General features: G+C 53.9%; 19 protein-coding genes and 2 tRNA genes. 17 read left to right on the top strand and 4 right to left on the bottom strand.

Going from position 1 to position 22442, the window contains the following annotated elements:
* Positions 1–103: 103 nt before the first annotated feature.
* From ftsH to IB226_RS13200, 16 genes are all read left to right on the top strand, one after another.
* Complete coding sequence (gene ftsH / locus IB226_RS13275; RefSeq protein WP_036620266.1) at positions 104–2011, top strand: ATP-dependent zinc metalloprotease FtsH; 1908 nt, start codon at positions 104–106, stop codon at positions 2009–2011.
* Positions 2012–2141: 130 nt separating this feature from the next.
* Positions 2142–2975, top strand: coding sequence for a dihydropteroate synthase (folP, locus tag IB226_RS13270; protein ID WP_192235860.1), 834 nt, complete (start codon positions 2142–2144; stop codon positions 2973–2975).
* A gap of 3 nt (positions 2976–2978) precedes the next feature.
* Positions 2979–4313: a phosphoglucosamine mutase gene (gene glmM / locus IB226_RS13265; protein ID WP_101762253.1), complete on the top strand. Its 1335-nt coding sequence runs from the start codon at positions 2979–2981 to the stop codon at positions 4311–4313.
* A gap of 214 nt (positions 4314–4527) precedes the next feature.
* Entirely contained in the window at positions 4528–4863 is a 336-nt protein-coding gene (gene secG / locus IB226_RS13260; protein WP_007886689.1) for a preprotein translocase subunit SecG, read from the top strand.
* Positions 4864–4912: 49 nt separating this feature from the next.
* A tRNA-Leu gene (locus IB226_RS13255) sits at positions 4913–4999 on the top strand.
* Between the two features lie 59 nt (positions 5000–5058).
* A tRNA-Met gene (locus IB226_RS13250) sits at positions 5059–5135 on the top strand.
* Positions 5136–5347: 212 nt separating this feature from the next.
* Positions 5348–5800: a ribosome maturation factor RimP gene (rimP, locus tag IB226_RS13245; RefSeq protein ID WP_137386838.1), complete on the top strand. Its 453-nt coding sequence runs from the start codon at positions 5348–5350 to the stop codon at positions 5798–5800.
* 24 nt (positions 5801–5824) lie between these two features.
* Positions 5825–7312, top strand: a complete 1488-nt coding sequence (gene nusA / locus IB226_RS13240; RefSeq protein WP_101762251.1) for a transcription termination factor NusA — start codon at positions 5825–5827, stop codon at positions 7310–7312.
* Between the two features lie 17 nt (positions 7313–7329).
* Positions 7330–10020: a translation initiation factor IF-2 gene (gene infB / locus IB226_RS13235; protein WP_064737725.1), complete on the top strand. Its 2691-nt coding sequence runs from the start codon at positions 7330–7332 to the stop codon at positions 10018–10020.
* Positions 10021–10085: 65 nt separating this feature from the next.
* Positions 10086–10493 (top strand): 30S ribosome-binding factor RbfA, encoded by a 408-nt coding sequence (gene rbfA / locus IB226_RS13230; RefSeq protein ID WP_101762250.1) that lies wholly within the window; start codon positions 10086–10088, stop codon positions 10491–10493.
* Complete coding sequence (truB, locus tag IB226_RS13225) at positions 10493–11437, top strand: tRNA pseudouridine(55) synthase TruB (protein WP_192235858.1); 945 nt, start codon at positions 10493–10495, stop codon at positions 11435–11437. Before rbfA ends, truB begins: the two co-directional genes overlap by 1 nt.
* Positions 11438–11570: 133 nt before the next feature.
* The gene (gene rpsO, locus IB226_RS13220; RefSeq protein ID WP_036620269.1) at positions 11571–11840 is read left to right on the top strand and encodes a 30S ribosomal protein S15; all 270 of its coding nucleotides are present in this window, start codon (positions 11571–11573) and stop codon (positions 11838–11840) included.
* A 309-nt stretch (positions 11841–12149) separates the two neighbouring features.
* Complete coding sequence (gene pnp, locus IB226_RS13215; protein WP_101762248.1) at positions 12150–14288, top strand: polyribonucleotide nucleotidyltransferase; 2139 nt, start codon at positions 12150–12152, stop codon at positions 14286–14288.
* 129 nt (positions 14289–14417) lie between these two features.
* The gene (gene nlpI, locus IB226_RS13210; RefSeq protein WP_008104288.1) at positions 14418–15302 is read left to right on the top strand and encodes a lipoprotein NlpI; all 885 of its coding nucleotides are present in this window, start codon (positions 14418–14420) and stop codon (positions 15300–15302) included.
* A gap of 104 nt (positions 15303–15406) precedes the next feature.
* Positions 15407–15463 carry a protein YrbN gene (gene yrbN / locus IB226_RS23435; RefSeq protein WP_098053093.1) on the top strand — a complete coding sequence of 19 codons (57 nt, stop codon included), beginning with the start codon at positions 15407–15409 and terminating at the stop codon, positions 15461–15463.
* Positions 15464–15479: 16 nt separating this feature from the next.
* Entirely contained in the window at positions 15480–17390 is a 1911-nt protein-coding gene (locus IB226_RS13200) for a DEAD/DEAH family ATP-dependent RNA helicase (RefSeq protein WP_101762247.1), read from the top strand.
* 68 nt (positions 17391–17458) lie between these two features.
* Here the strand turns inward: IB226_RS13200 and IB226_RS13195 are convergent, their stop codons facing one another.
* Positions 17459–18205 (bottom strand): SDR family NAD(P)-dependent oxidoreductase, encoded by a 747-nt coding sequence (locus IB226_RS13195; RefSeq protein ID WP_101762246.1) that lies wholly within the window; start codon positions 18203–18205, stop codon positions 17459–17461.
* A gap of 183 nt (positions 18206–18388) precedes the next feature.
* Here IB226_RS13195 and IB226_RS13190 point away from each other — a divergent pair, with 183 nt between their 5' ends.
* Positions 18389–19306 carry an AraC family transcriptional regulator gene (locus IB226_RS13190; protein WP_192235856.1) on the top strand — a complete coding sequence of 306 codons (918 nt, stop codon included), beginning with the start codon at positions 18389–18391 and terminating at the stop codon, positions 19304–19306.
* Positions 19307–19309: 3 nt separating this feature from the next.
* Here the strand turns inward: IB226_RS13190 and IB226_RS13185 are convergent, their stop codons facing one another.
* The 3 genes from IB226_RS13185 to IB226_RS13175 form a co-directional block, all read right to left on the bottom strand.
* On the bottom strand, positions 19310–20320 hold the full coding sequence (locus IB226_RS13185; protein WP_137385066.1) for a luciferase-like monooxygenase: 1011 nt from the start codon (positions 20318–20320) through the stop codon (positions 19310–19312).
* Positions 20321–20437: 117 nt separating this feature from the next.
* A complete protein-coding gene (locus IB226_RS13180; protein ID WP_101762243.1) occupies positions 20438–21322 on the bottom strand; it encodes a U32 family peptidase in 885 nt (294 codons plus the stop codon).
* A gap of 9 nt (positions 21323–21331) precedes the next feature.
* Positions 21332–22327, bottom strand: coding sequence for a peptidase U32 family protein (locus tag IB226_RS13175; RefSeq protein ID WP_137385068.1), 996 nt, complete (start codon positions 22325–22327; stop codon positions 21332–21334).
* Positions 22328–22442 lie beyond the last annotated feature (115 nt).

The raw sequence follows: 22442 nt of genomic DNA, 5'->3' as shown, positions 1-22442 counted from the left end.
ACAAGCAAAATCATCCGCACTGCGATTCCAGGTATGAAGGATCTATAGTACCCTACGCTGTCTGTTAACATCGTTGTAATATGAGGTTAATCCCTTGAGTGACATGGCGAAAAACCTGATTCTCTGGTTAGTCATCGCGGTCGTGCTGATGTCTGTATTCCAGAGCTTTGGGCCCAGCGAGTCGAATGGCCGTAGGGTTGATTATTCAACTTTCCTATCGGAAGTGAACCAAGATCAGGTCCGCGAGGCACGAATTAACGGGCGTGAGATTAACGTTGTCAAAAAAGACAGCAATAAATACACCACCTATATCCCCGTCAACGATCCTAAGTTACTCGATAACCTGTTGACCAAAAACGTCAAAGTCGTTGGCGAACCGCCTGAAGAACCAAGCCTGCTGGCTTCCATCTTCATCTCATGGTTCCCAATGCTGCTGCTAATTGGCGTGTGGATCTTCTTTATGCGGCAGATGCAGGGCGGCGGCGGCAAGGGCGCGATGTCCTTCGGCAAGAGCAAAGCCCGCATGCTGACCGAAGATCAGATCAAAACCACTTTTGCTGACGTGGCCGGTTGTGATGAGGCCAAAGAAGAAGTTGGTGAGCTGGTTGAGTATCTGCGTGAGCCGAGCCGTTTCCAGAAGCTGGGCGGTAAAATTCCGAAAGGCGTCCTGATGGTCGGCCCTCCGGGTACCGGTAAAACGCTGCTGGCGAAAGCGATTGCTGGTGAAGCCAAAGTCCCGTTCTTTACCATTTCCGGTTCTGACTTCGTGGAAATGTTTGTCGGTGTCGGTGCATCTCGTGTGCGTGACATGTTCGAACAAGCGAAGAAAGCGGCACCGTGCATCATCTTTATCGATGAAATCGATGCGGTTGGCCGTCAGCGTGGCGCCGGTTTAGGCGGTGGTCACGATGAACGTGAACAAACGCTGAACCAGATGCTGGTTGAGATGGATGGCTTTGAAGGTAATGAAGGCATCATCGTTATCGCGGCAACTAACCGTCCAGATGTTCTTGACCCGGCGCTGCTGCGTCCAGGCCGCTTCGACCGTCAGGTTGTGGTGGGTCTGCCAGACGTGCGTGGTCGTGAGCAGATTCTGAAAGTCCATATGCGTCGTGTGCCGCTGGCAACCGATATGGATCCATCAGTTATCGCACGTGGTACGCCTGGTTTCTCCGGTGCGGATTTGGCTAACCTGGTCAACGAAGCTGCGCTGTTTGCTGCTCGCGGCAACAAGCGTGTTGTTTCGATGGTTGAGTTTGAAAAAGCCAAAGACAAAATCATGATGGGTGCGGAACGTCGCTCCATGGTGATGACCGAAGAGCAGAAAGAATCGACGGCTTATCATGAAGCGGGTCACGCGATCGTGGGTACGCTGGTTCCGGGTTACGATCCGGTGCACAAGGTCACCATCATTCCGCGTGGTCGTGCTCTGGGTGTGGCTTTCTTCTTGCCAGTAGGCGATGAGATCAGCGCCAACCGTCAGAAGCTGGAAAGCCGTATTTCTGTGGCTTACGGCGGACGTCTGGCGGAAGAGATCATTTATGGTCCGGACTATGTTTCTACCGGTGCTTCATCTGACATCAAAATGGCGACCAGCGTAGCACGCAACATGGTTACGCAGTGGGGCTTCTCTGAGAAGCTGGGTCCATTGCTTTACGCTGAAGAAGAGGGCGAAGTGTTCCTCGGTCGCTCAGTGGCGAAAGCAAAACACATGTCAGATGAAACGGCGCGCATTATCGATCAGGAAGTTAAACACCTTATCGATACCAACTACCAGCGTGCACGCCGTATTCTGAATGAAAACATGGACATCCTTCACGCGATGAAAGACGCGCTGATGAAGTATGAGACCATCGATGCACCGCAGATCAGCGATCTGATGGCACGCCGCGAAGTGCGTCCACCAGCAGGTTGGGAAGAGGCGAAAGTTGCTGTGGGTAACGGCGACTCTACGCAGGCTCCACGTCCTGTTGATGACCCGAAAACGCCGGGTTCAGACAAGATCATGTGATGGCATTCTGGCGGGATGCGTTGCTCACCGCCAGTTCTCCCTCCCGCAATACTTGTTACAATGCAAACCCCGGCCAGTCCGGGGTTTTTTACATTCCGTGATTCAGTGATTCCTCAAGGAGATTCTCGCCATGAAGTTGTTCGCCCGTGATTCCCATCTCGATCTCTCTTTTCCCCATGTGATGGGTATTTTGAATGTCACGCCGGACTCTTTCTCTGATGGTGGAAGTCACAACACGCTGGTCGATGCGCTGACGCACACCAATGAAATGGTGAATGCCGGTGCCACCATTATTGATGTGGGCGGTGAATCAACGCGTCCGGGCGCTGATGAAGTTAGCGTGGAAGAGGAGCTGGCACGCGTTATTCCGGTGGTTGAAGCCATCGCGCAGCGTTTTGAGGTGTGGATTTCGGTCGATACTTCCAAGCCAGAAGTGATCCGTGAAGCGGCGCGAGTGGGTGCTCACATTATCAATGACATTCGTTCTTTGTCCGAACCGGGCGCGCTGGCGGCGGCGGCAGAAACAGGCTTGCCGGTGTGTCTGATGCATATGCAAGGTGAACCGCGCACCATGCAGCAGGCACCGGAATATAACCACATCGTGAGCGAAGTGGATGCTTACTTCGCTGCACAGATTGCGCGATGTGAAGCAGCCGGCATCAAAAAAGATAATCTGATGCTCGATCCTGGCTTCGGTTTCGGTAAGAATCTCAGCCACAACTATGAACTGCTGGCCAACCTCAGCCATTTCCACCACTACGGCTTACCGCTGTTGGTAGGAATGTCACGCAAGTCGATGGTTGGGCAGTTGCTAAATGTCGGTCCGGCCCAGCGTCTGACCGGAAGCCTCAGCTGTGCGGTGATTGCCGCCATGCAAGGGGCGCAAATTATTCGCGTGCATGATGTGAAAGAGACTGTCGAAGCGATGCGCGTCGTCGAAGCGACACGGAGAGCAAAAGGATAAAGCATGAGTAATCGTAAATATTTCGGTACAGATGGGATTCGCGGCAAAGTCGGTGAAGCACCGATTACCCCTGATTTTGTCCTCAAGTTGGGCTGGGCGGCGGGTAAGGTGCTGGCGCGCCAGGGTTCACGCAAAGTATTGATTGGTAAAGATACGCGTATTTCAGGCTATATGCTGGAATCGGCACTGGAAGCTGGCCTGGCGGCGGCGGGATTGTCGGCGGCTTTCACCGGCCCGATGCCGACACCTGCAATTGCTTATCTGACCCGCACTTTCCGCGCGGAAGCGGGCATTGTGATTTCAGCTTCTCATAATCCCTTTGACGACAATGGCATCAAATTCTTCTCGGCTGAAGGTACCAAGCTGCCGGATGAAGTTGAAGAAGCCATCGAACTGGAGATGGAAAAGCCGATCACCTGCGTAGAGTCGGCTGAACTGGGCCGCGCCAGTCGCATTGTCGATGCTGCTGGTCGTTACATCGAGTTCTGCAAAGGGACTTTCCCAAGCGAGCTGAGCCTGAATGGGCTAAAGATTGTGGTCGATTGTGCGAATGGCGCGACGTATCACATTGCGCCTAATGTGCTGCGTGAGCTGGGTGCGAATGTGATTGCTATCGGCGTGCAGCCGGATGGCATGAACATCAACAAAGATTGCGGTGCGACCGATCTGCGTTTGCTGCAGCATCGCGTGTTGGAAGAGAAGGCCGATCTCGGACTGGCGTACGACGGTGATGGCGACCGCATCATGATGGTTGACCATTTAGGTCACAAAGTCGATGGCGATCAAATTCTCTACATCATTGCGCGTGAAGGGCTGCGTCAGGGCCAGCTGCGCGGTGGCGTGGTGGGCACGTTAATGAGCAACATGGGTCTGGAACTGGCACTGAAACAGCTGGGTATTCCGTTTACCCGTGCGAAAGTGGGCGACCGCTATGTGCTGGAAAAAATGCAGGAGAAGGGCTGGCGTCTAGGAGCCGAAAACTCCGGTCACGTCATTCTGCTGGATAAAACCACCACCGGCGACGGCATCGTAGCAAGTTTGCAAGTGCTTACTGCAATCGTACGCAACCATATGACGCTACACGACCTGTGCAGTGGCATGAAAATGCTGCCGCAGATTCTGGTCAATGTGCGCTTCGCTGGCGAGCACGATCCGCTGGAAAGCGAAAGCGTGAAAGCTGTCACTGCGGAAGCTGAAAAAACGCTTGCGGGACGCGGTCGCGTGTTGCTGCGCAAATCCGGCACTGAACCCCTGATTCGTGTGATGGTGGAAGGTGAAGATGAGGCGCAGGTCAGTGCGCTGGCGCATAAAATCGCGGATGCAGTAAAAGCGGTGTAAGTTTTCAGGCGGGGAGTTTTTAAACTTTCCGCCTGCAAAATCACCGGGATGGTGCTTTTTTCCGCAATCGAAAGCGATGGTGAAAATTGCACTTGCAGAGGTATGTGCCTTTGGTTAGTATTCACACCCGCTTCTGATGGGTGATGACGAGACTCCCCATCGATATTGGTTGAAGCTTTAACTGTGCAGATACGCGCAAGGAAACAGGTTGATTATGTACGAAGCTCTGTTAGTTGTTTTCCTTATTGTAGCGATTGGCCTCGTGGGTTTGATCATGCTGCAGCAAGGCAAAGGCGCTGATATGGGAGCCTCATTCGGTGCAGGCGCTTCTGGTACGCTGTTTGGTTCAAATGGGTCTGGCAACTTTATGACTCGTATGACCGCGGTACTGGCTACGCTGTTCTTCATCATCAGCCTGGTTCTGGGTAACCTGAACAGTAATAAAACAGCCAAAGGTAGCGAGTGGGATAACCTCACTGCGCCGGCGCAGTCTGAACAGCAGACTCAGCCAGCTAAACCGGCAACACCGGGCAATGATATCCCGCAGTAAGATCGTCAACGCTGTAGTGCGATAAAACAACGTCGCAGTCTAGTGATGTACCGAGGTGGTGAAATTGGTAGACACGCTACCTTGAGGTGGTAGTGCTCGAAAGGGCTTACGGGTTCAAGTCCCGTCCTCGGTACCAAATCTCAGTTTAACTTGCATTTTTTGCAAGGTCGGCGTATTATTCGCCACGTTTTCGGACGCGGGGTGGAGCAGCCTGGTAGCTCGTCGGGCTCATAACCCGAAGGTCGTCGGTTCAAATCCGGCCCCCGCAACCACTTTCCCTTAGAGTTCTTTTTCAAATATACTGTATGCATCGACGGACGCAATCTCAGTGATTTTTGAAAAAAATTCTTTTGGATTGTGCTCCGAAGCCGCTATGCGGCGTACAGGGTCCAGTCACAAAAAGCCCCGAATATTCGGGGTTTTTTGTTATCAGGAAATCGAAACACTGGGCTATAGGCCCTTTTTTTATGTCTTGGGGGTGGGCTTGTCCACATTAGAGCAAAAATTGACAGAGTTGATCTCTGCTCCAGTAGAAGCGCTTGGCTACGAATTAGTCGGTATTGAGTTTATTCGTGGTCGCACATCAACCCTGCGCATCTATATTGATAGTGAAGAGGGTATCAATGTTGATGATTGCGCCGATGTTAGCCACCAGGTTAGCGCAGTAATGGATGTGGAAGATCCAATTACCGTGGCTTACAACCTTGAAGTTTCCTCGCCGGGTCTCGAACGTCCTCTTTTCACTGCTGAACACTATGCACGTTTTGTCGGTGACGAGGTGAGCCTGGTACTACGCATGGCCGTACAAAACCGCCGTAAATGGCAGGGTATCATCAAGTCTGTTGAAGGCGAGATGATCACGGTGACCGTTGAGGGTAACGATGAAGTGTTCGCGCTGAGCAACATTCAGAAAGCGAACCTGGTCCCCCACTTTTAAAAGTCCGGATTGAGGCTAACCAGGATGAACAAAGAGATCTTAGCTGTAGTAGAAGCCGTTTCTAACGAAAAAGCCCTGCCGCGTGAGAAAATCTTCGAAGCGCTGGAGAGCGCTTTGGCCACTGCGACCAAAAAGAAGTATGAGCAAGAGATCGAAGTGCGTGTCAGCATCGATCGCCGCAGCGGCGATTTTGACACCTTCCGTCGCTGGCAGATTGTAGAAGAAGTCACGCAGCCGACTCGCGAGATCACGCTGGATGCAGCCCGTTATGAAGACGAAGCGTTCAATCTGGGCGAATTTGTCGAAGATCAGATTGAATCTGTCACCTTTGACCGTATCACCACCCAAACTGCTAAGCAGGTTATCGTACAAAAAGTACGTGAAGCTGAGCGTGCAATGGTGGTTGATCAGTTCCGTCAACACGAAGGCGAAATCATCACCGGCGTGGTGAAGAAAGTGAACCGTGACAACATTTCACTGGACCTCGGCAGCAATGCTGAAGCCGTGATTTTGCGTGAAGACATGCTGCCGCGTGAAAACTTCCGTCCAGGTGACCGTATCCGCGGTGTGCTGTATGCCGTTCGCCCTGAAGCGCGTGGCGCGCAGCTGTTCGTCACCCGTTCTAAACCAGAAATGCTGATCGAGTTGTTCCGCATTGAGGTGCCAGAAATTGGCGAAGAAGTTATCGAGATCAAAGCGGCAGCGCGCGATCCGGGTTCACGCGCCAAAATCGCGGTGAAGACCAACGATAAACGTATTGATCCAGTGGGCGCTTGCGTCGGTATGCGCGGTGCGCGTGTCCAGGCGGTTTCGAGCGAGCTGGGTGGCGAGCGTATCGACATTGTGCTGTGGGACGACAACCCGGCGCAGTTCGTTATCAACGCTATGGCGCCAGCCGATGTGGCGTCAATTGTGGTGGATGAAGATAATCACACCATGGATATCGCTGTTGAAGCCGGCAATCTGGCTCAGGCGATCGGCCGTAACGGCCAAAACGTGCGTCTGGCTTCCCAACTGAGCGGTTGGGAACTAAACGTGATGACCGTCGATGATCTGCAGGCTAAGCACCAAGCTGAAGCCCATGCAGCGATCGATATGTTCACCAAACATCTCGACATCGACGAAGAGTTCGCCACCATTCTGGTGGAAGAGGGCTTCTCTTCGCTGGAAGAATTGGCTTATGTGCCAATCAACGAGCTGCTGGAAATCGACGGCCTCGATGAAGAGACCATTGAAGCCCTGCGTGAACGAGCAAAAAATGCGTTAACCACCCTGGCATTAGCGAAAGAAGAGAGCCTTGGTAATCAGGAGCCCGCTGAGGATCTTCTGAATCTTGAGGGCTTGGATCGTGCGCTGGCGTATCGCCTGGCGTCGAAAGGCGTTTGCACGCTGGAAGATCTCGCTGAGCAAGGTGTTGACGATCTGACAGATATTGAAGGGCTGGATGACGAGAAAGCCGGTGCGCTGATTATGGCTGCACGTAATATCTGCTGGTTCGGCGATGACGCGTAATAACAGGAAGGAACAGCATGACAGATGTAACCGTAAAATCGCTGGCCGCCGAAATTCAGACCCCGGTCGATCGCCTGGTACAGCAATTTGCTGATGCAGGGATCCGTAAGTCTGAAAACGATGCGGTATCCCAGCAAGAGAAAGAAACCTTACTGTCTCACCTGAATCGTGAGCACGGTCAGACCGGTTCAAGCAAGCTGACTTTGCAGCGCAAGACGCGCAGCACCTTGAATATTCCCGTCACCGGGGGTAAAAGTAAGTCGGTACAAATCGAAGTCCGCAAAAAGCGCACATACGTGAAAGGCGATGCAGAGTCTGAGCAAGCTCAGGCAGAAGCGGAAGCCGAGGCGCAGCGTGAAGCGGAAGAGCAGGCGCGTCGCGAGGCGGAAGAACAAGCCCGTCGCGAAGCTGAACAGAAAGCGCAACGTGAAGCCGAAGACAAAGCCAAGCGCGAAGCCGCTGACAAGGCTAAACGTGAAGCAGCGGAAAAAGAGAAATTGACTAATCAACCTACCGATGTAGTAGCCAAGGCTGCGCAATCTGATAAAGCCCGTCGTGAAGCAGAAGCTGCCGAACTGAAACGTAAAGCAGAAGAAGAAGCACGCCGTAAGCTGGAAGAAGATGCGCGCCGCGTGGCTGAAGAAGCCCGCCGCCTGGCTGAAGAGAAAGGCGCTGAATGGGCAAAACCTGAAGAAGAGGATAAAGGCGACTATCACGTCACTACCTCTACTCACGCCCGTCAGGCAGAAGACGAGAACGATCGCCAGGTAGAAGCTGGCCGTGCACGTGCTCGCACCACCAAAGCGGCTCGTCCGGTTAAGAAAGGCAACAAGCATTCTGAAGCTAAAACCGATCGCGAAGAAGCGCGTGCTCAGGTGCGTGGCGGCAAAGGCGGTAAGCATCGTAAGCCAAGCACCCTGCAGCAGGGCTTTAACAAGCCGGCTCAGGCGGTTAACCGCGATGTTGTCATCGGTGAAACCATCACCGTTGCTGAACTGGCCAACAAAATGGCGATCAAAGGTTCTCTGGTCGTTAAAGCGATGATGAAGATGGGCGCCATGGCGACCATTAACCAGGTTATCGATCAAGAAACCGCTCAGATGGTTGCGGAAGAGATGGGTCACAAAGTGATCCTGCGCCGCGAGAATGAGCTGGAAGAAGCGGTAATGGACGATCGTGACACCGATGCTGCGCAGGAAAGCCGTGCGCCAGTCGTCACCATCATGGGTCACGTTGACCACGGTAAAACCTCGCTGCTTGACTACATTCGTTCAACGAAAGTGGCATCAGGCGAAGCGGGCGGTATTACCCAGCACATTGGTGCTTACCACGTTGAAACTGACAACGGTATGATCACCTTCCTCGATACCCCGGGACACGCCGCGTTTACCGCAATGCGTGCTCGTGGTGCGCAGGCCACGGATATCGTTATCCTGGTTGTGGCTGCTGACGATGGCGTGATGCCTCAGACCGTTGAAGCTATCCAGCATGCGAAAGCAGCCGGTGTGCCAGTGGTTGTTGCGGTTAACAAAATTGATAAGCCTGATGCTGATCCAGACCGCGTTAAGAACGAACTGACCCAGTACGGAATTCTTCCGGAAGAGTGGGGCGGTGAGAACATGTTCGTTAACGTCTCTGCGAAAGCCGGTACCGGTATCGACGACCTGCTGAATGCGATTCTGCTGCAAGCTGAAGTTCTGGAACTGTCTGCTATCCGTGAAGGTATGGCCAGCGGCGTAGTGATTGAATCGTTCCTCGACAAAGGTCGTGGCCCGGTTGCTACCGTGCTGGTACGTGAAGGAACGCTGAATAAAGGCGATATCGTACTGTGCGGCTTCGAATATGGCCGTGTACGTGCGATGCGTGACGAACTGGGTCGTGAAGTACTGGAAGCGGGTCCATCCATTCCAGTCGAAATCCTCGGTCTGTCCGGTGTGCCGGCTGCGGGTGATGAAGCGACTGTAGTACGTGATGAGAAGAAAGCGCGTGAAGTTGCACTGTATCGTCAGGGCAAATTCCGCGAAGTTAAGCTGGCGCGTCAGCAGAAGTCTAAGTTGGAGAACATGTTCGCCAACATGACTGAAGGCGAAGTGTCTGAGCTGAACATCGTGCTGAAATCTGACGTACAGGGTTCTGTTGAAGCCATCTCTGATTCGCTGCTCAAACTCTCTACCGACGAAGTGAAAGTACGCATTATCGGTTCAGGCGTGGGTGGTATCACCGAAACCGACGCCACGCTGGCTGCAGCATCCAACGCCATCATTCTCGGCTTCAACGTGCGTGCTGATGCATCTGCTCGCCGCGTGATTGACGCTGAAAACGTTGACCTGCGTTATTACTCCGTCATCTATAATCTGATCGACGAAGTGAAAGCTGCGATGAGCGGTATGCTGGCTCCAGAGTTCAAACAGCAGATTATCGGTCTGGCTGCGGTACGTGACGTGTTCAAATCACCGAAGTTTGGTGCCATCGCGGGCTGTATGGTCACTGAAGGTATCATCAAACGTCACAACCCAATACGTGTACTGCGTGACAACGTGGTTATCTATGAAGGCGAACTGGAATCACTGCGTCGCTTCAAAGATGACGTTAACGAAGTTCGTAACGGCATGGAATGTGGTATTGGCGTGAAGAACTATAACGACGTTCGCGTTGGCGATATGATCGAAGTGTTCGAAGTGATTGAAATTAAACGCACCATCGATTGATCATCATTTGATGTGTTGCAATTTGGGAGGCCTCTGGCCTCCCGAATTATTTGGGAGAAAGAATAATGGCAAAAGAATTTGGCCGCCAACAGCGCGTTTCTCAGGAGTTGCAGAAAGAGATCGCAATTATCCTGCAGCGCGAAATTAAAGATCCACGTCTCGGTATGATGGTGACGGTTTCGGGCGTCGAAGTGTCGCGCGATCTTGCCTATGCCAAGGTGTTTGTGACCTTTTTGAATGACAAAGATGAAGAAGCAGTGCAAAACGGCCTGAAGGCGCTGAAAGAAGCCTCTGGCTATATCCGTACGCTGGTAGGTAAAGCGATGCGCCTGCGCATCGTGCCGGAGCTAACCTTCTTCTACGACAACTCGCTGATCGAAGGTATGCGCATGTCGAACCTGGTCAGCAACGTTATTAAGAGCGATGTTGAGCGTCGTGGCGATAGCCCGGCGGAAGATGACAAGGAGGACTAATGAGTCGTCCTCGTCGTCGCGGTCGCGACGTCCACGGTGTGTTTCTGCTGGATAAGCACCAAGGCGCATCTTCCAATGATGTGCTGCAGAAAGTAAAACGTCTGTTCAACGCGAACAAAGCGGGCCACACCGGCGCCCTCGATCCTCTGGCGACCGGCATGCTGCCGGTTTGCCTCGGCGAAGCCACCAAGTTTTCGCAGTATCTGCTCGATTCGGACAAGCGTTATCGCGTCATTGCTCGCCTGGGTGAACGCACCGATACGTCTGATGCCGACGGTAATATTGTTGACACGCGTCCGATTACTTTTGATCAGGCGGCACTGGATGCAGCGCTGGACTATTTTCGTGGCGACACCATGCAGGTGCCGACCATGTTCTCCGCGCTGAAGTATCAGGGACGCAAGCTGTACGAGTACGCACGTGAAGGCATAACCGTGCCGCGTGAAGCGCGCCCGATCAAAGTGTTTGAGCTGCAGTTTATTCGCTGGGAAGGTGATGAACTGGAGCTGGAGATTCACGTCTCTAAAGGCACTTACATCCGCACTATCATCGACGATCTCGGTGAACGGCTTGGCTGCGGTGCGCACGTTATCATGCTGCGTCGTCTGCAGGTGGCGCGTTATCCGATCGAAAGAATGGTGACGCTGGAGCAGCTGCAGGAAGTGGCGGCCACCGTCAACATGGCGGAAACGCCGGATTACAGTGCGCTCGATGCGTTATTGCTGCCGATGGATAGTCCGGCAGAAGAGTTCCCGATAGTGAATTTGCTGCCTACGGTGGCGGCTTATTTCAAACAAGGTATGCCGGTTCAGGTGGCGGATGCGCCGGAACAGGGATTGGTGCGCGTGACGGAAGGTGATGAGCAAAAATTCATTGGTATGGCCGAAATCGCCGACGATGGGCGCGTGGCGCCGCGTCGTCTGGTGGTAGAATTTCCTGCGTAATCAAGCCTCCCGCATTTGACCTAACGGCGCATTTGCGTTGCTATCAGGCGAAGAGTAGAATGGCGCGGCTTTAAAAGCGGGCTGCTGAATTAGAGATCGGCACCCATACATTCATTATCCAACGGAGTTTATTATGTCTCTAAGCGTAGAAGCTAAAGCAGAGATCGTTGCTAAATACGGTCGTGGTACCAACGACAGCGGTTCAACTGAAGTTCAGGTTGCTCTGCTGACTGCTCAGATTAACCACCTGCAGGGTCACTTCTCTGAGCACAAGAAAGATCACCACAGCCGTCGCGGTCTGCTGCGCATGGTATCTCAGCGTCGTAAGCTGCTGGACTACCTGAAGCGTAAAGACGTTGCTCGCTACACCGGTCTGATCGAAAGCCTGGGTCTGCGTCGCTAAGTCTGAAGAATCTGATCAAGGATGTAGCGCATGCACCATGCAAAAAAACGCATCTGACGATCAGATTTGTGCGAGTTTCGCGAAAAGGGGGCCTTTATGGCCCCTTTTTTCGAGCAATCCGCAGCAATCCGGACCAAACTCATGTATTGTTGCAGAGAGTGATCTTTGCTTGCAGAGGTTCGCGCGGCTAATGAGAGGCTTTACCGCATGGGCGGTTAAGGTTGTCATTAGTCGCGAGGATGCAACTGAAGATCGGTAATCCCCGGCGCGCCAGAATGGGCTGCGCCTCTGAATTTAAGGACTTAAATTTTGCTGAACCCGATCGTACGCAAATTCCAATATGGTCAGCATACCGTCACGCTGGAAACCGGCATGATGGCGCGCCAGGCTACCGCTGCAGTAATGGTGAGCATGGATGACACTGCTGTATTCGTTACCGTTGTTGGCCAGAAAAAAACTAAACCAGGTCAGGATTTCTTCCCGCTGACGGTTAACTATCAGGAGCGTACTTACGCTGCTGGTCGTATCCCGGGTAGCTTCTTCCGTCGTGAAGGCCGTCCAAGCGAAGGCGAAACCCTGATCTCACGCCTGATTGACCGTCCAGTTCGTCCGCTGTTCCCGGAAGGCTTCATTAACGAAGTGCAGGTTATTGCAACCGTTGTTTCTGTTAACCCACAGGTTAACCCAGACATCGTTGCGATGATCGGTGCATCCGCTGCGCTGGCTCTGTCAGGTCTGCCGTTCAATGGCCCAATCGGCGCAGCGCGCGTGGGTTATATCAACGATCAGTACGTACTGAACCCAACTGCTGATGAAATCAATGAATCACGTCTGAACCTTGTTGTTGCCGGTACCCAGAACGCGGTGCTGATGGTGGAATCAGAAGCTGACATCCTGACTGAAGAGCAGATGTTGGGCGCTGTGGTATACGGTCACGACCAGCAGCAGATCGTTATCGAAAACATCAATGCGTTGGTTGCCGAAGCGGGTAAACCACGTTGGGATTGGCAGCCACTGCCAACTAACGATGCATTGATCGCACGCGTTACTGCATTGGCAGAAGCGGGCATCAGCGACGCCTATCGCATCACTGATAAGCAAGAGCGTTACACTCAGGTTGGCGCAGTGAAAGACGCGACCATCGCTGCACTGCAGGCTGAAGATGAAACGCTGGATGCTGGCGATATCGCTGACATCGTGCACGATCTCGAGAAGAGCGTTGTTCGTAGCCGCATCATCCGTGGCGAACCGCGTATCGATGGCCGTGAGAAAGATATGATTCGTGGCCTGGATGTGCGCACTGGCGTACTGCCACGCACGCACGGTTCTTCACTGTTTACCCGTGGTGAAACGCAAGCGCTGGTTACCGCAACATTGGGTACCGCACGTGATGCGCAGAATCTGGATGAGTTAATGGGCGAGCGTACCGATAGCTTCCTGTTCCACTACAACTTCCCTCCATACTGCGTGGGCGAAACCGGTATGGTTGGCTCACCGAAGCGTCGTGAAATTGGTCACGGTCGTCTGGCGAAGCGCGGCGTGCTGGCAGTAATGCCTAAGCAAGCTGATTTCCCCTACACCGTGCGTGTGGTTTCAGAGATCACTGAATCTAACGGTTCTTCTTCAATGGCTTCCGTGTGCGGTGCATCTCTGGCACTGATGGACGCTGGCGTACCGATCAAAGCTGCCGTAGCCGGTATTGCGATGGGTCTGGTTAAAGAAGCCGACAACTTTGTGGTTCTGTCTGACATCCTGGGTGACGAAGATCACCTCGGCGATATGGACTTTAAAGTAGCGGGTAGCCGCGATGGTATCACTGCGCTGCAGATGGATATCAAAATCGAAGGCATCACCCGCGAAATCATGCAGGTTGCTCTGAACCAAGCGAAGGGTGCGCGTCTGCACATTCTGAGCGTGATGGAACAGGCAATCAGCACGCCGCGTCAGGAAATTTCTGAGTTCGCGCCGCGCATTTACACCATCAAAATCAGTTCAGACAAGATCAAAGATGTCATCGGTAAAGGCGGCTCAGTGATCCGTGCGTTGACCGAAGAAACCGGCACCACCATCGAAATCGAAGATGACGGTACCGTGAAGATTGCTGCTACTGATGGCCTGAAAGCCAAAGAAGCCATTCGTCGTATCGAAGAGATCACTGCTGAGATCGAAGTTGGCCGCGTTTACTCTGGTAAAGTGACACGTATCGTTGATTTCGGTGCCTTCGTGGCAATCGGCGGCGGTAAAGAAGGTTTGGTGCACATCTCTCAGATCGCCGATAAGCGCGTAGAGAAAGTGACCGATTACCTGCAGATGGGCCAGGAAGTTCCAGTGAAAGTCATGGAAGTGGACCGTCAGGGCCGTGTACGCCTGAGCATCAAAGAAGCGACAGAGCAGAAACCAGCGGAAGAAGTTGCTACCGCTGCATCTGATGCATCTGACGCCGAGTAAGCGTTTACCGATTTACCTCTCCCTGCTTTGCGGGGAGAGGTGTTTAGATCATCGCGAGGGCGGGAATCCTTGTGCACAGCAGGAGGATGACAGGATGGTTGTCCCAATGTTTGTATTCGGGAGTGGGAAATGAAGCCTTTTTTGCGCTGGTGTTTTGTTGCGACAGCTATCACGCTGGCAGGATGCAGCAACTCCAATTGGCGTAAGAACGAAGTTCTGGCAGTACCTTTGCAGCCCACACTGCAGCAAGAGGTGATCCTGGCGCGAATGGAACAAATTCTTGCCAGTCGTGCCCTGACCGATGATGAACGCGCACAGCTATTATATGAGCGCGGAGTGTTGTATGATAGTTTGGGTCTGAGGGCATTAGCGCGGAACGATTTTTCGCAAGCGCTGTCTATAAGACCAGATATGCCTGAGGTATTTAACTATCTCGGTATATACTTAACGCAGGCAGGCAACTTTGATGCTGCCTATGAAGCGTTTGATTCTGTACTTGAGCTTGATCCAACTTACAACTATGCGCATTTAAACCGTGGTATCGCCCTCTATTACGGCGGTCGATACAAGTTAGCGCAAGATGATCTGCTGGCGTTTTATCAAGACGATCCTAACGATCCATTCCGCAGCCTTTGGCTCTATCTCGTTGAAAGCGATATGGATGCCGACAAGGCAAAAGTTACGCTGAGACAGCGTCATGACAAAGCGGTTCGCGATCAATGGGGATGGAATATTGTCGAGTTCTACCTTGGCGACATCAGTGAAAAAACGCTGATGGAACGTCTCAAGGCGGACGCAACGGATAACACCTCGCTCGCTGAACATCTCAGTGAAACCAACTTCTATTTAGGTAAGTATTACCTAAGTCTGGGGGAGAAGGACGACGCGAAAGCGTTGTTCAAACTGGCGGTGGCCAACAACGTAAATAACTTTGTTGAGCACCGATACGCATTGTTGGAACTGGCGCAACTCGGCCAGACACAAGACGATTTATCAGAATCTGACCAGCAATAGCTGACGAACTTTTATTGCCTGAATACCTGTAAAGTCATCATCTTCAGAGATGAGGGCTTTTCTGTTCGTCAAAACTTCTAATTTGAGCCGGTTCACACTTTTTGATGAAAATGACTGAAAGTTTTCACGACGAGTTATGTAGACTGGCCGCCGCAATCTAAGAGGCACGTGTACTACATGACTGATATTCAAACCACTTTTGCTGACCTTGGCCTGAACGCCGACATCCTCGAATCACTGAACGGTATGGGCTACGTAAAGCCTTCTCCAATCCAGGCTGAGTGTATTCCTCATCTGCTGGCTGGCCGTGACGTGTTGGGTATGGCGCAGACCGGTAGTGGTAAAACTGCGGCATTCTCACTGCCGCTGCTAAACAACATTGATGCTACTGTTAAAGCACCGCAAATTTTGGTGCTGGCACCTACCCGCGAATTGGCGGTACAGGTTGCTGAAGCCGTCACAGAATTCTCTAAACACATGCGTGGCATTAACGTGGTAGCTCTGTACGGCGGCCAACGTTATGACGTACAGCTGCGCGCACTGCGTCAGGGACCACAAGTTGTTGTGGGTACCCCTGGTCGTCTGCTGGATCACCTGAAGCGTGGCACGTTAGATCTGTCTAACCTGCGCGGTCTGGTGCTGGACGAAGCGGATGAAATGCTGCGTATGGGCTTCATCGAAGACGTTGAAACCATTATGGCGCAGATTCCAGACGGTCATCAGACCGCGCTGTTCTCAGCCACCATGCCAGAAGCGATTCGTCGTATTACCAAGCGTTTCATGAAAGATCCACAGGAAGTGCGCATCCAGTCAAGCCTGACTACGCGCCCGGACATTTCTCAGTCTTACTGGACCGCATACGGCCGTAAAACTGATGCGCTGGTTCGTTTCCTGGAAGCGGAAGATTTCGATGCAGCCATCATCTTCGTGCGTACCAAAAATGCCACGCTGGAAGTGGCCGAAGCGCTGGAGCGCAGCGGTTATAACAGCGCAGCACTGAACGGCGACATGAACCAGGCACTGCGTGAGCAGACGCTGGAGCGTTTGAAAGATGGTCGTCTCGACATCCTGATCGCGACCGATGTTGCAGCACGTGGTCTGGACGTTGAGCGTATCAGTCTGGTCGTAAACTTTGATATCCCAATGGATGCAGAGTCTTACGTTCACCGTATCGGTCGTACCGGCCGTGCTGGTCGTGCAGGTCGTGCGTTGCTGTTCGTTGAGAACCGCGAGCGTCGTCTGCTGCGCAACATCGAACGCACCATGAAGCTGACCATTCCAGAAGTTGAGCTGCCGAACGCAGAACTGCTGGGTGAGCGTCGTCTGGCTAAGTTCGCGGCGAAAGTACAGCAGCAGCTGGAAAGCAGCGATCTGGATCAGTACCGCGCACTGCTGAGCAAAATGCAGCCGGGCGAAGATCTGGATATCGAAACGCTGGCCGCAGCACTGCTGAAAATGGCTCAAGGCGAACGTCCACTGATTCTGCCACCAGAAGCACCGCGTCCAGCACGTCGCGAGTTCAGCGATCGTCCTGACCGTGGTGAGCGTCGTGATTCACGTGATTCTCGTGGTCCACGCGAAAGCCGTGACAGCCGCGATGGCGATCGTCCACGTCGTGAACGTCGTGACGTTGGCGAAATGCAGCTGTATCGCATTGAAGTGGGCCGTGATGATGGTGTTGAAGTTCGTCACATCGTTGGCGCGATCGCTAACGAAGGCGACATCAGCAGCCGTTACATCGGTAACATCAAGCTGTTTGGTACTCACTCAACCATCGAGCTGCCGAAAGGCATGCCGGGCGAAGTGCTGCAGCACTTTACTCGTACGCGTATTCTGAACAAACCGATGAATATGCAGCTGATGGGTGATGCGCCAGTGCACGAGCGTAGCGAACGTCGTCCATCTGCTGGCGGCGAACGTCGTGGCAATGGCGCACCGCGCGGTGATGGTGCTCCACGTGGCGAAGGCGCTCCACGTCGCTTCTCCGAACGTCGTGAAGGTGGCCGTGAAGGCGGACGCTTCAGCCGTGAAGGTGGTCGTGGCCCGCGTCCAGAAGGCGCTGCTGCACCACGTCGTCGTGACGCATAAGCGATAAACGCGAAAAGTAAAAAGGGACGCTGATGCGTCCCTTTTTTTATGCGCGTGGAAGGTAAATTTTACACGCCACCAGCAATCAGCACGCGTTCACCGCTGACGTAAGCTGACTCTTCTGACGCCAGAAACAGCGCCACCTGCGCCACATCTTCCGGCAAGCCAAAGCGTCCGAGCGGCGTTGCCGCTATCAGCTGTGCTTTCAACTCCGGGTGCATCTTCTTCGCCGCCAGCAAACCTTCAGTCAAAATAATGCCGGGTGCTAACGCATTGACGCGAATATTACGTGGCCCAAGCTCGCGTGCGAGGCCCTGCGTTAAGGTATCGATCGCGCCTTTGGTTGCTGCCCAAAGCACCGAGCCGGGCGTGCTGCGTTGGCTATTTAAAGCGCTAAGGTTGATGATGGAACCGCCGCGTGCGGGGAAATGTTTTGCCGCCTGCTGACACACCAGCAAGGTGCCCAGCAGATTCACATTCAGCTGCTGCTGCATCTCGCTGAGGCTAAGCCCGGCAAAGTCACCGTGGTGAAAAATCCCGGCGTTATTCACCACAATATCGGGCGCGCCAAACTGCTCAATGCTGCTAGCGAACAAGCGCTGCACATCGGCCTCGCGTGAAATATCAGCCTGTACGGCGATGGCGTCGCTACCCAGCGCCTGAATGTCGGTCACCACATCCGCCGCACCCACTTCGTCCTGAAGATAATTCACCACTACCCGAGCACCGGCCGCCGCGAAAGTCATGGCGATGGCGGCACCAATGCCTTTCGAAGCGCCCGTCACCAGCGCAATTTTACCTTCAAGTGTTTTCATCGTGTCTCTCCACCTGAGATTTCGGGGAAAATAAAGCATGCGCTGTCCATACAATCGGGTGGTAGCGCAATCCTGCAAGCTTCTTGCACGATCCTGCAAATCTGCTGTTCAAGGACTAGTCGCAGCGCCAACCACAAGCGAGAATATCAAATCAGTGATTTCTTACCGCGGAGCACCGAGCACATGATTCATCAGGAACAATGGCAGCAGTTGGTGGCAATTATTGCTCGCCACGCACCGCAGGATGGTCGTCACTATTGCCCAATCGACTTTCTCTCTTTCGGCCGCAGTTCTCAGCCCACCAGTTTGTCGCATGTGGCGACCTGGGCGAGCTTTGCCCTGATCGCGCAGGGGCAAAAAGCGCTGCGCATGGGTGATGAAGTGATGCATTACGGGCCGGGCGATTTACTGTTGGTGACGCTTGATATGCCGGTGCAATCCTGCGTGGTCATGGCAACGCCAGAGAAACCGAATCTTGGTGTGGGCATCACCATTAACGAAACGCGTCTGATGCGTTATCTGGAACACTTTCCGCACCATCAACTCGGCAGCACGGCGGTGAGCGAGCGCGGTATCGCCGTGCATAAAGTCGCGCCCCCGTTGGTGGATGCGGTGATGCGTTTAGTCGAATTGCTGGATCACCCGCAGGACATAGCGGCGCTGGCACCGTTGATTGAGCAGGAGATTTTCTATCGTTTGCTGACTGGGCCCGAAGGGCCGCGCATTCTCAACATGGCGTTGACGGAACGGCCAGGCAACAAAGTGGCGCGCGCCGCGCGTTGGCTACGCGAAAACTTTCATCAGCCGTTGAAAATGGATTTTCTGGCGAGCAGCGTAGGGATGAGTATTTCGTCGCTGCATCATCACTTTAAAGCAGTAACGGCGATGACGCCGATGCAGTATCAAAAGCAGCTGCGGCTCAACGAGGCGCGGCGTTTGATGTTGATTGAGAAGCTGGATGCCGGCACGGCGGGTTATCGGGTGGGTTATCAAAGTGCTTCGCAGTTCAGTCGTGAATACAGCCGTTTTCACGGTCAGTCACCGGCGCGAGACGTGCGAACCCTTGCGGTGGGCCCAGAGTGGTTAAACCCACCGCAATGAGGTTTACAGCGTGCGCGCCGCTTCCATTGCCAGCGCGAAGGAGCGCAGACGCGCCTGCGAATCGTAAATCTGGCCGTTAACCATAATTTCATCCGCCTGGGTTTCACGCATCAGCGCGGCGAGGCCGCTGCGGACTTTATCGCTATCGCCGACAATCGACATGCTGAGTGCCTGCTGCACGCCATATTGCTCGGACGGCGACCACAGATTATCCATGTTCTCCACCGGCGCAGGTAGCGGACCCGGTTTGCCGCGACGCAGGTTAATAAACTGCTGCTGCATCGAGGTGAATAGGAAGCGAGCGTCACGTTCGCTATCGGCTGCAACGACGTTGACGCACACCATCGCATACGGCTTCGCCAGACGCGCGGAAGGTTTGAATTTCTCACGATAGAGATGCAGCGCCTGGAACAGCAGATCCGGCGCGAAATGCGAGGCAAATGCAAACGGCAAACCCAGCTGAGCGGCCAGTTGCGCGCTGTACAGGCTGGAACCGAGCAGCCACACCGGAATTTTCAATCCTAAACCTGGAACCGGTTGTACTGGCGGATGTTCTCCCTCTTCGGCGTCAAACCAGCGAATCAGTTCAGAGACATCTTCCGGAAAACTATCTGCCTGGCCGCTGGAAAGATGACGACGCAACGCCAGCATGGTGCGTTGGTCGGAACCCGGCGCGCGGCCCAGTCCCAAATCGATGCGCCCAGGATAGAGTGACTCGAGGGTACCAAACTGTTCGGCGATCACCAGCGGCGCGTGATTGGGCAGCATAATGCCGCCTGAACCGAGGCGCAGCGTTTCGGTATTGGCCGCTAAATAGCCAATCAGCACTGACGTCGCGGCGCTGGCAATCCCCGTCATATTATGGTGTTCCGCCAGCCAGTAGCGGTGAAAGCCCAATGCTTCGGACTGACGGGCCAGTGCCAGCGAATTATGGAACGCGTCGCGTGCAGTGGAACCTTGTGGAATAGGGGCCAGATCCAACACGGACAGGCGAACAGTTTTTTTCTCAGACATGGGCACTCCAAATAGGGATGGCGCAGGTGTTTAGTCGGACCTGCGCTTGTGAGTATTACTCATCGTTACCTATATTAAAACTGCTAATAACAGCAGGAATATAGCCGGAATGTGCCTTTACCTGCCGCCTTCCAGTGCCATTCCCGCCAGGCGACGCCAATAACCATTACAATCACTGCCGCGCGCCATCATTAGCGGTGCCTGACCGGCTTCGTTGGCGCGGAAGCGATCCACTTCGGCGAGCGTACTTTCGCCCTGGGGCGACAAACGTACAATGTCGATCCAGTTATGCATGCCGCTCAGGTCATTGCCGAGGTTGTAACAATAGCCGCTCATGGTCTGAATGCCGTTGAGCACAAACACCTGCTGGCCTTCCTGCGAGAGCACGCGGCGGCCGGTTGGGTAATTGATGCAGCAGGTTTGGCAATCATCTTTGCCACGATTCTCAGCGCGTGCGGTAAAGCAGCGTGCTGACAGCGCCAGCGGCAGATGACCATAGCCGAGCACTTCCACCTCAAATTGTTCGCGCACACCCGCCGCATCGCACTGTTGCAGCAACTGAATCAGCCAGTCGCGGGACATCTCCACCGGGATGCACCAGCGCGTCATGCCTTCTTTCAGCAACAGTTGCAGCGTCTGCGCGTTATACACATTCAGCGTTGGGCCGGCGACAAACGGCAATTTGCGCTCCGCCGCCATATTTACGGTGCCGATATCATTGGCTTCCAGCAGGAACTCACCGTTCTCGACATAGCGGCGCAGCTCTTTGACTTCCGATGGCGACTGCAGCAGTGCCAACGTACTCAGCACCACTTGCTTGCCCTGCAGCGCCAGCATGCGCGCGATGTCCATCCATTGATGGAACGAGGTAGCGCGTCTTTTACTGCAGACGGCTTCGCCGAGATAAATGATCTCCGCGCTGCTCTCGGCGGCGCGTTGATAAAAGGTTTCCAGCGTTGCAGTTGGCCAGTACCACAGCACCGGCCCGATGGCGTATTTCATGCGATCTCCTTATTGCCAGTCACGGTGATAAGCACCGAGCGTGGTTTGGCTGCCTTCTGATAACTCGCCCAACGCCTGCATCCAGGGTTCCTGCACGGCATACTGTTCCGGCGATGCCATGCAGCGATCAATGGCCTGACGCCACACTTTCGCTACCTGCGCCACATAGGCCGGGCTGCGCTGGCGTCCTTCAATTTTCACCGAGGCAATGTTGGCGCGCAGCAGTTCAGGCAGCAGCGACAAGGTGTTCAGGCTGGTAGGTTCTTCCAGTACGTGATAGAGCTGGTTATCCACTTCATAACGGCCTTTGCACAAGGTGGGATAGCCAGCGCTCTCGTCGGGCGCATAACGGTCAATCAGCACCTCATTCAGGCGCGATTCCATGCCTTTTGGCGTCTGCTGCCAGCGGACAAATTTCGCCGGCGAGCAGGCTCCCGCGCTATTAGGCGACTCGCCGGTCAGCCAGGAAGAGAGGTAGCAGCGGCCTTCAGCCATAATGCACAGGCTACCGAAGGCGAACACTTCCAGCGGTACCGGCGTTTCACGCGCCAGCTGTTTGACCTGATGCATCGACAGCACGCGCGGCAGCACCACGCGGCTGAGTTGAAAATGACGATGGTAAAAATGGATGGCCTGCAGATTGGTGGCGGAGGCCTGTACCGAAAGATGACGCTCAACCTGCGGATAATGTTTTGCCGCGTACTCCAGCGTGGCAATATCGGCCAGAATCAACGCATCCGCGCCGTTCTGAGCGGCAACATCAATCGCGCTTTGCCAGCGATTGATGCCATCAGGATGGGCGAAGGTGTTGATTGCCACATGCAGTTTGCGCCGATGCTGATGCAGATAGCGTGCGGCTTCAGCCAGTTTCTTATCGGTAAAATTGAGGCCAGCAAAGTGGCGGGCATTGGTATCGTCTTTCAGGCCGACATACACCGCGTCAGCACCATGCTCCACCGCCGATTTCAGCGCAGGCAAATTCCCCGCCGGACACAGCAGTTCCATACATTTTCCTCCCCGGATTCTGAAGCCGAAGAGTGTAAATAACTGACCCGACAGCAATGTTGATTTAAGGCAGTGAAAGCGGCATTGATGATCGGGAGTGAAGGTTTTTCGTCCA

It is taken from the genome of Pantoea sp. PNT03, from assembly GCF_014852515.1.
In the GTDB taxonomy this organism is placed as follows: Bacteria; Pseudomonadota; Gammaproteobacteria; order Enterobacterales; family Enterobacteriaceae; genus Pantoea; species Pantoea leporis.
Note: the sequence above shows the minus strand (reverse complement) of the source record. Positions and strands in the feature narration are given on the sequence as shown.

Coding starts and splice junctions, on each gene's coding strand:
- ftsH (WP_036620266.1), top strand. CDS start 104: ATGGCGAAAAACCTGATTCTCTGGTTAGTCATCGCGGTCGTGCTGATG.
- folP (WP_192235860.1), top strand. CDS start 2,142: ATGAAGTTGTTCGCCCGTGATTCCCATCTCGATCTCTCTTTTCCCCAT.
- glmM (WP_101762253.1), top strand. CDS start 2,979: ATGAGTAATCGTAAATATTTCGGTACAGATGGGATTCGCGGCAAAGTC.
- secG (WP_007886689.1), top strand. CDS start 4,528: ATGTACGAAGCTCTGTTAGTTGTTTTCCTTATTGTAGCGATTGGCCTC.
- nusA (WP_101762251.1), top strand. CDS start 5,825: ATGAACAAAGAGATCTTAGCTGTAGTAGAAGCCGTTTCTAACGAAAAA.
- infB (WP_064737725.1), top strand. CDS start 7,330: ATGACAGATGTAACCGTAAAATCGCTGGCCGCCGAAATTCAGACCCCG.
- rbfA (WP_101762250.1), top strand. CDS start 10,086: ATGGCAAAAGAATTTGGCCGCCAACAGCGCGTTTCTCAGGAGTTGCAG.
- truB (WP_192235858.1), top strand. CDS start 10,493: ATGAGTCGTCCTCGTCGTCGCGGTCGCGACGTCCACGGTGTGTTTCTG.
- rpsO (WP_036620269.1), top strand. CDS start 11,571: ATGTCTCTAAGCGTAGAAGCTAAAGCAGAGATCGTTGCTAAATACGGT.
- nlpI (WP_008104288.1), top strand. CDS start 14,418: ATGAAGCCTTTTTTGCGCTGGTGTTTTGTTGCGACAGCTATCACGCTG.
- IB226_RS13200 (WP_101762247.1), top strand. CDS start 15,480: ATGACTGATATTCAAACCACTTTTGCTGACCTTGGCCTGAACGCCGAC.
- IB226_RS13195 (WP_101762246.1), bottom strand. CDS start 18,205: ATGAAAACACTTGAAGGTAAAATTGCGCTGGTGACGGGCGCTTCGAAA.
- IB226_RS13190 (WP_192235856.1), top strand. CDS start 18,389: ATGATTCATCAGGAACAATGGCAGCAGTTGGTGGCAATTATTGCTCGC.
- IB226_RS13185 (WP_137385066.1), bottom strand. CDS start 20,320: ATGTCTGAGAAAAAAACTGTTCGCCTGTCCGTGTTGGATCTGGCCCCT.
- IB226_RS13180 (WP_101762243.1), bottom strand. CDS start 21,322: ATGAAATACGCCATCGGGCCGGTGCTGTGGTACTGGCCAACTGCAACG.
- IB226_RS13175 (WP_137385068.1), bottom strand. CDS start 22,327: ATGGAACTGCTGTGTCCGGCGGGGAATTTGCCTGCGCTGAAATCGGCG.